Here is a 5,706-nt window from a genome sequence, read left to right as displayed (position 1 = left end):
CGAGTGCCCTCCGCTCCAAACAACAGGTGCTAAAAATTAACATTGAATTTTTTTTTACACAGCCTTCAAAAAAAAATAAATCCGGAAATGAATATCCGGATTTTATCTATCAGCTATCTTTCCGTACTTGCCACCTCCGCCTGCTTGAAAGGCAAGCTGGCCTGTGCGCGCTTTCTCTATGATCGCTGCAGTCTTTTCTGGTATGACTTCTTTTAGAGAGTCAAATGGCACTGAATGAAGGATTGCCATCTCCGTGCCGAAATGGTCGAGAAGTTTTTCAAGCATTTTCGGCCCGAGCCCAGGAATGAATTCCAGAGGCACCTGATGTATGTAAGGCGGCCTGTATCCTTTGAATACTTCTTCCGACTTCAATTCGGCAATCCTGTCTGCAACACCCCTAACCTTTTTCAACGAACCGCATTGGCTGCAATGATCCTCATTTGAATGACTGTGAGTGAAACACTGGGCACATACTGTGCGATGATATTTCCCTAGCTGTGGGTCGAGACCATAATTTGCTTTAATGCTTCTGCCTTCTTCATGCTTCAACGCCAATTTGAGCTCACGAAATGAGGGCTGGTCCATTTCGATTTTCTGATATTCTCTTGCGATTTTTGCTAGAGAATGGGCATCTGAATTGGTCACAAAGGAATACCTGTGAAGCTCTGAAAGCTGATCAGCCATCATGGTATCAGCACTTAAACCAAGTTCGATTCCATCAATCATCTCTGGGTCAAGAACTTCAGTAAGAGATTTGTTTACACCCTTGCCGTAAAGACTTTTAAAAGGAGTAAACACGTGGGCTGGGATGAAAATTCCTCCAAGGGACTTCACCTTTTCTTGCAGCTCCCTGCCAGAAATATAGACTCTTTGTGAGCTTAAATGTATATTTTTCAAGTGCTGAGAAAGCCATTCCGAGAATGCCCTCATTGTTTTCAGAAATGGAAAATAACATAAGACATGTATAGGTCCAAGAGTATCCTCATCATTAATCTCTAATTCTGAACCAGGAATGATGCTCATCCCTCCGTACATTAACCCGCCATCTGGGTGCTCCTCCAATTCACCTGCAATCAGCAATTCTTCCATTTCTCCCAGAACCTCTGGCGAGTGGCTGTCAATAATGCCAATCATATTGAGTCCCTTATGGTCCCGCGCATGGCTGATGATATTGCTGAATGTAAGGGACTTCGCACCAGTTATTTTAACCGCTCTCCCTGATTTCGTTCTCCCGATATGGATATGAAGATCGACAAAGTATTCCCGCATCTATTTACCTAACGCTTCTTGCAACTGCAAATATTGGACTGCATAAGCCGTTTTCGCGTCATATATTTTTTGATCTTTTATCAACTGGATCGCCTCTTCAAGGGTAACCTCTACAAGATTGACGAATTCATCTTCATCAGTAGTCGCAGCGTTTTCTTTTTGCGATAGTCCTGTTGCTTTATATACATGAATGATCTCGTCCGCAAAGCCTGGAGATGTATAGAACGAAATAAGCCATTCCATGTTTACGCACTCATATCCTGTTTCTTCTTCAAGCTCACGGGCAGCACATATTTCTGGTTTTTCACCCTTTTCAAGCTTTCCTGCAGGAATTTCGATGATCGTCTTTTCTAATGCCTTGCGATATTGCTCTACCATCACGATTTTATTTTCAGCTGTTACAGGAATTACCGCCACTGCCCCAGGATGCTTGACGATTTCTCTTTTAGAAACGTTTCCATTCGGCAGTTCTACGTCGTCAACCTGCAGGCTGATCACTCTTCCAGTAAAAATCTGCTCCGTTTTCAATGTTTTCTCTTCAAGCGGTCTCATTATTCCTTCACTCCTGTTCTAATCCGATATCAAATGCTCATACATTTTATCATATTTAACTGAAAGGAGTATGCAGATGAAGATTTACGTTCATGATCATGGCATTACCCTTGCAGGTAAGGCCTGGGAAATTAAGCGCAAACTGAAGGAATACAGCAGGCAGCACAAATTTGTTAAGGACTGGGTGAATACAGTCAATAAAACCGCCCGCCATCCTGATTAGTTGAACCCACTCCCTTCCTTTCGCTAAAATAGAACCAGCCTGTAGGAACGGAGTGATTTTATGAAAAAACGTCAATTAGGGACATCCGATTTGTATGTAAGCGAAATTGGTCTTGGATGCATGTCACTTGGCACAGACCAGCTTAGAGCAGAATCAGTCATTAACGCTGCACTCGAAGAAGGCATAAATTATTTTGACACAGCAGACTTATATGACTTTGGAGAAAATGAAGAAATCGTTGGAAAAGCATTAAAAAATGTACGGGATCAAGTCATCATCGCAACCAAGGCTGGAAACCGATGGACGGAAGCAAAAGACAGCTGGACGTGGGATCCTTCCAAAGAGCACATCAAAGAAGCCGTTAAGCAGAGCTTAAAACGGTTAAACACTGACTATATTGACATCTACCAGCTGCATGGCGGAACAATTAATGATAATATCGAGCAAACGATTGAGTCTTTTGAAGAACTGAAAACTGAGGGCTTTATCAGGCATTATGGGATTTCATCGATCAGGCCAAATGTTATCCGAGAATACATTGATAAATCTAATATTGTGTCTGTGATGATGCAGTATAGCATCCTTGATCGTCGTGCTGAGGAAGAAGCTATTCCGTTGCTTCAGGAAAATCGTATCAGCGTTGTCACAAGAGGAACTGTCGCCAAAGGACTGCTTAGTGACTCTATGCTAGATAAAGCATCTCAATCCATCAAGAAGAACGGCTATCTGGATTACAGCTTCGATGAATTACAGGAGATGCTGCCTGCGTTAAAAGAAAAACTGGCTTCCTCCAGATCTTTAGCTGATGTTGCTATCCAATATAATCTGGCACAGCCGGCAGTTGCATCTGTCGTGGCTGGCGCTAGCTCTCCTGAACAAATAAAGGAAAATGCAAGAGCTGCCAATAGCCAGCCTTTGACTGAGGAAGAAATTGAGCTGATCAGGTCCTTAACAAAAGCTAGCAAGTACGACCAGCATAGATAGAAGGATATTTATTATGTGAGGAAATTTGAATGGAATAGGTATTTGATAGGACCCATCTTATACTTTTCGTTATGAGGAACACTTTCGCTAAAAATTGCGTGAGTGTTCCTTTTTGCTTTTACTTCAGTTATAAGGGGGACTCGGGTTCCATTGCAGTGCTTTTTGCTCTAATTCCTTCACGATTGGAGACTTCTCTGCTATATAGGACTCTATATCATATTCAAACTTTTTGGCTGCCTTTTCCTTTACCTCTGCGTACCTATTTGCCTCATTTGGATGCTCCCGCAAATAATCCCGGAAAACCAAATGCCTATGCAGTTCAGGATTGTCTTTTTCGTAGGCATGCAAATGTACTTTCCGGACGCCATCTTCATCACTCTTCTGAAAATAGCGTCTGCCCGGGATGCCGTTCTCACCTTTAGCCTCGTACCCGGCAGCCTCAATTTGTGGTGTTGCCTCTTCTACTTCCGCCAGCTTGTCAGCTGCCAGAAGAATGTCTATGATTGGCTTAGCGCTGAGGCCTCTCACTGAGGTACTGCCAATATGGTGAATGTCTACAACAAGTGGTTTAAAAATGTTCGCAAGGAGCTGCCTCTCTTTTTCGAAAAGATTCTTCCATTCGCTTTGATACGGTACTACTTCCACCCTTCTCCTTGTCATTTGAATTTCTTCCAATCCATTTCACTTTCTGAGAGCAGCTCTTCAAATGACTTGTTTTTTTCTCTTAGACGCTGCTCTTCTTTTTTACGCTGGATCTCAGCCTGTTTTTTCTGTTCTTCCTGTTCCTTTAAATCCTTTTGCTGGGCTTTGAGCTTTTCCATGATATCCTGATTCAGCAGATCACCCAGCGTTGCTGGCTTATCCTCTTTTTTCACTGGCTGCTGGCGGTTTTGCTTCTTTTTCTTCACTTTGAATCCCTCTGTTCATCATTTTTTTAAAATTATACCATCGAATTCTATCAAATTAAATAAGAGTGGTTCTCTTTCATTTTTTAATGTTCAGCTTATGAATTGCTGCTTCTTATTGTTGAATTTATGCTACTTACTAGTAAATCTGAGCTTCTTGCTGGTGAATTGTTTGCAAAAAGAAGGAACGCCTGTTGGAAGACGTCCCTGCTTTGTTTAATATGCATCTAAAACGACTGTTTCTTCTACCTGCAATTCAGGCTCCGTTGAATTGATAACATCTTCTACAGTATAACCTGAGGCTACTTCGATTAGCTTCAGTCCGAATGGTGTTACATCAATTACAGCCATATCGGTAATGATGCGGTTGACCACACCTTTTCCTGTCAATGGAAGACTGCAATCTTTTAGAATCTTGGCTTCTCCATTTTTATTTACATGTTCCATGATGACGATAATTTTACGTGCTCCATGGACAAGATCCATTGCGCCGCCCATTCCCTTGATCATTTTCCCAGGAATCATCCAGTTAGCCAGATCACCTAATTCTGAGACTTCCATTCCACCGAGGATGGCAATATTGATATGGCCGCCGCGGATCATCGCAAATGACTCTGCTGAGTCAAAGTATGCGGAACCTGGTATCGCTGTTACAGTTTCTTTTCCTGCATTAATCAGGTCAGGATCAACACTCTCTTCAGTCGGATACGGTCCAATACCGAGCAAACCGTTTTCAGACTGCAGGACAACCTGCTTGTCTTCGGTAATGAAGTTAGCAACAAGTGTTGGCATCCCAATTCCAAGGTTTACATAAAAACCGTTCTCGATTTCTTTTTCAGCGCGGCGCGCAATTTTTTCACGAACATTTCCTTTGTTTTTAATCATATGCCTTCTCCTTTCATGATCAGCCAGATTTAACTTCTCACTGTCAGCCTTTCAATCCTTTTCTCCTGATTACCTTCAATCAGTGACTGGACATAAATGCTTGGAGTATGGATAGAGTTTGGATCTAATTCGCCAGCTTCATAGAGATTTTCTACCTCGGCAATCGTTACTCTTCCAGCAGCAGCGATCATCGGGTTGAAGTTCCTGGCTGTTTTATGGTAAACGAGGTTGCCCATTCTATCGCCCTTCCATGCCCTGACAATACTGAAATCAGCGGTCAGTGCTTCTTCGAGAAGATATTCCTTTCCATTGAATATTCTTGTTTCTTTTCCTTCAGCGATAGGAGTTCCTACCCCAGCAGGCGTATAAAATGCAGGAATCCCTGCGCCTCCTGCCCTGATTTTTTCAGCAAGAGTACCCTGTGGAATCAGCTCGACTTCGATTTCTCCTGACAATACCTGTCTTTCAAACTCTTTATTTTCCCCTACATAGGAACCTACCATTTTTTTAATCTGTTTATTTTTGAGAAGCAATCCGAGCCCCCAATCATCTACACCACAGTTATTGGAGATGACTGTCAAATCTTTTACCCCTTTTTCAACCAGAGCCAAAATTACGTTTTCCGGAATGCCACACAGACCAAAACCGCCAACCATCAAGGTTGCTCCATCATGGATATCCGCTACTGCTTCTTGAAAGGATGTACAAATTCTTTTCATTCGTTGTTCCTCCTTTTTATACGAAAAGCATAAGCCTAGTCAGCAGTCCTGACGAACGCTGAGTTAGACAGTTAATTTTATTCGAAAAGATAAATTTCCTTTTTAAAGGCTCCGTTAAACAAGGCTGTTGATTTTCGTTCCATGCGCTTCGCTTTCCGCGGAAGAATTA

At 42.4% G+C, this 5,706-nt stretch carries 8 protein-coding genes; 2 read left to right on the top strand and 6 right to left on the bottom strand.

What is annotated here, in order from left to right:
• Positions 1-102: 102 nt before the first annotated feature.
• Both V7654_RS01965 and V7654_RS01960 read right to left on the bottom strand, forming a co-directional pair.
• Positions 103-1,269, bottom strand: coding sequence for an endonuclease Q family protein (locus V7654_RS01965; protein ID WP_335428057.1), 1,167 nt, complete (start codon positions 1,267-1,269; stop codon positions 103-105).
• Entirely contained in the window at positions 1,270-1,821 is a 552-nt protein-coding gene (locus V7654_RS01960) for an NUDIX hydrolase (protein WP_335428056.1), read from the bottom strand.
• Positions 1,822-1,897: 76 nt separating this feature from the next.
• Between V7654_RS01960 and mciZ the strand changes: the two genes are divergently transcribed.
• Positions 1,898-2,044 (top strand): Z-ring formation inhibitor MciZ, encoded by a 147-nt coding sequence (gene mciZ, locus V7654_RS01955; protein WP_335428055.1) that lies wholly within the window; start codon positions 1,898-1,900, stop codon positions 2,042-2,044.
• A 60-nt stretch (positions 2,045-2,104) separates the two neighbouring features.
• Positions 2,105-3,028 (top strand): aldo/keto reductase, encoded by a 924-nt coding sequence (locus tag V7654_RS01950; RefSeq protein ID WP_335428054.1) that lies wholly within the window; start codon positions 2,105-2,107, stop codon positions 3,026-3,028.
• A gap of 123 nt (positions 3,029-3,151) precedes the next feature.
• On the opposite strand, the gene V7654_RS01945 is transcribed toward V7654_RS01950, so the two are convergent.
• The 4 genes from V7654_RS01945 to V7654_RS01930 form a co-directional block, all read right to left on the bottom strand.
• On the bottom strand, positions 3,152-3,688 hold the full coding sequence (locus tag V7654_RS01945; RefSeq protein WP_335428053.1) for a GrpB family protein: 537 nt from the start codon (positions 3,686-3,688) through the stop codon (positions 3,152-3,154).
• On the bottom strand, positions 3,685-3,936 hold the full coding sequence (locus V7654_RS01940) for a YqkE family protein (protein WP_335428052.1): 252 nt from the start codon (positions 3,934-3,936) through the stop codon (positions 3,685-3,687). Before V7654_RS01940 ends, V7654_RS01945 begins: the two co-directional genes overlap by 4 nt.
• Positions 3,937-4,149: 213 nt before the next feature.
• Complete coding sequence (locus tag V7654_RS01935; protein WP_335428051.1) at positions 4,150-4,818, bottom strand: CoA transferase subunit B; 669 nt, start codon at positions 4,816-4,818, stop codon at positions 4,150-4,152.
• A 29-nt stretch (positions 4,819-4,847) separates the two neighbouring features.
• Positions 4,848-5,537, bottom strand: a complete 690-nt coding sequence (locus V7654_RS01930; protein ID WP_335428049.1) for a CoA transferase subunit A — start codon at positions 5,535-5,537, stop codon at positions 4,848-4,850.
• Positions 5,538-5,706 lie beyond the last annotated feature (169 nt).

Origin of the sequence: Bacillus sp. JJ1609 (assembly GCF_036967045.1) — a bacterium.
Taxonomy (GTDB): domain Bacteria; phylum Bacillota; class Bacilli; order Bacillales; family Cytobacillaceae; genus Mesobacillus.
Note: the sequence above shows the minus strand (reverse complement) of the source record. Positions and strands in the feature narration are given on the sequence as shown.

Bases quoted from the DNA above. Each gene is read 5' to 3' on its own strand.
- V7654_RS01945 (WP_335428053.1), bottom strand. From the start codon at position 3,688: ATGACAAGGAGAAGGGTGGAAGTAGTACCGTATCAAAGCGAATGGAAG.
- V7654_RS01935 (WP_335428051.1), bottom strand. From the start codon at position 4,818: ATGATTAAAAACAAAGGAAATGTTCGTGAAAAAATTGCGCGCCGCGCT.
- V7654_RS01960 (WP_335428056.1), bottom strand. From the start codon at position 1,821: ATGAGACCGCTTGAAGAGAAAACATTGAAAACGGAGCAGATTTTTACT.
- V7654_RS01950 (WP_335428054.1), top strand. From the start codon at position 2,105: ATGAAAAAACGTCAATTAGGGACATCCGATTTGTATGTAAGCGAAATT.
- V7654_RS01930 (WP_335428049.1), bottom strand. From the start codon at position 5,537: ATGAAAAGAATTTGTACATCCTTTCAAGAAGCAGTAGCGGATATCCAT.
- V7654_RS01965 (WP_335428057.1), bottom strand. From the start codon at position 1,269: ATGCGGGAATACTTTGTCGATCTTCATATCCATATCGGGAGAACGAAA.
- mciZ (WP_335428055.1), top strand. From the start codon at position 1,898: ATGAAGATTTACGTTCATGATCATGGCATTACCCTTGCAGGTAAGGCC.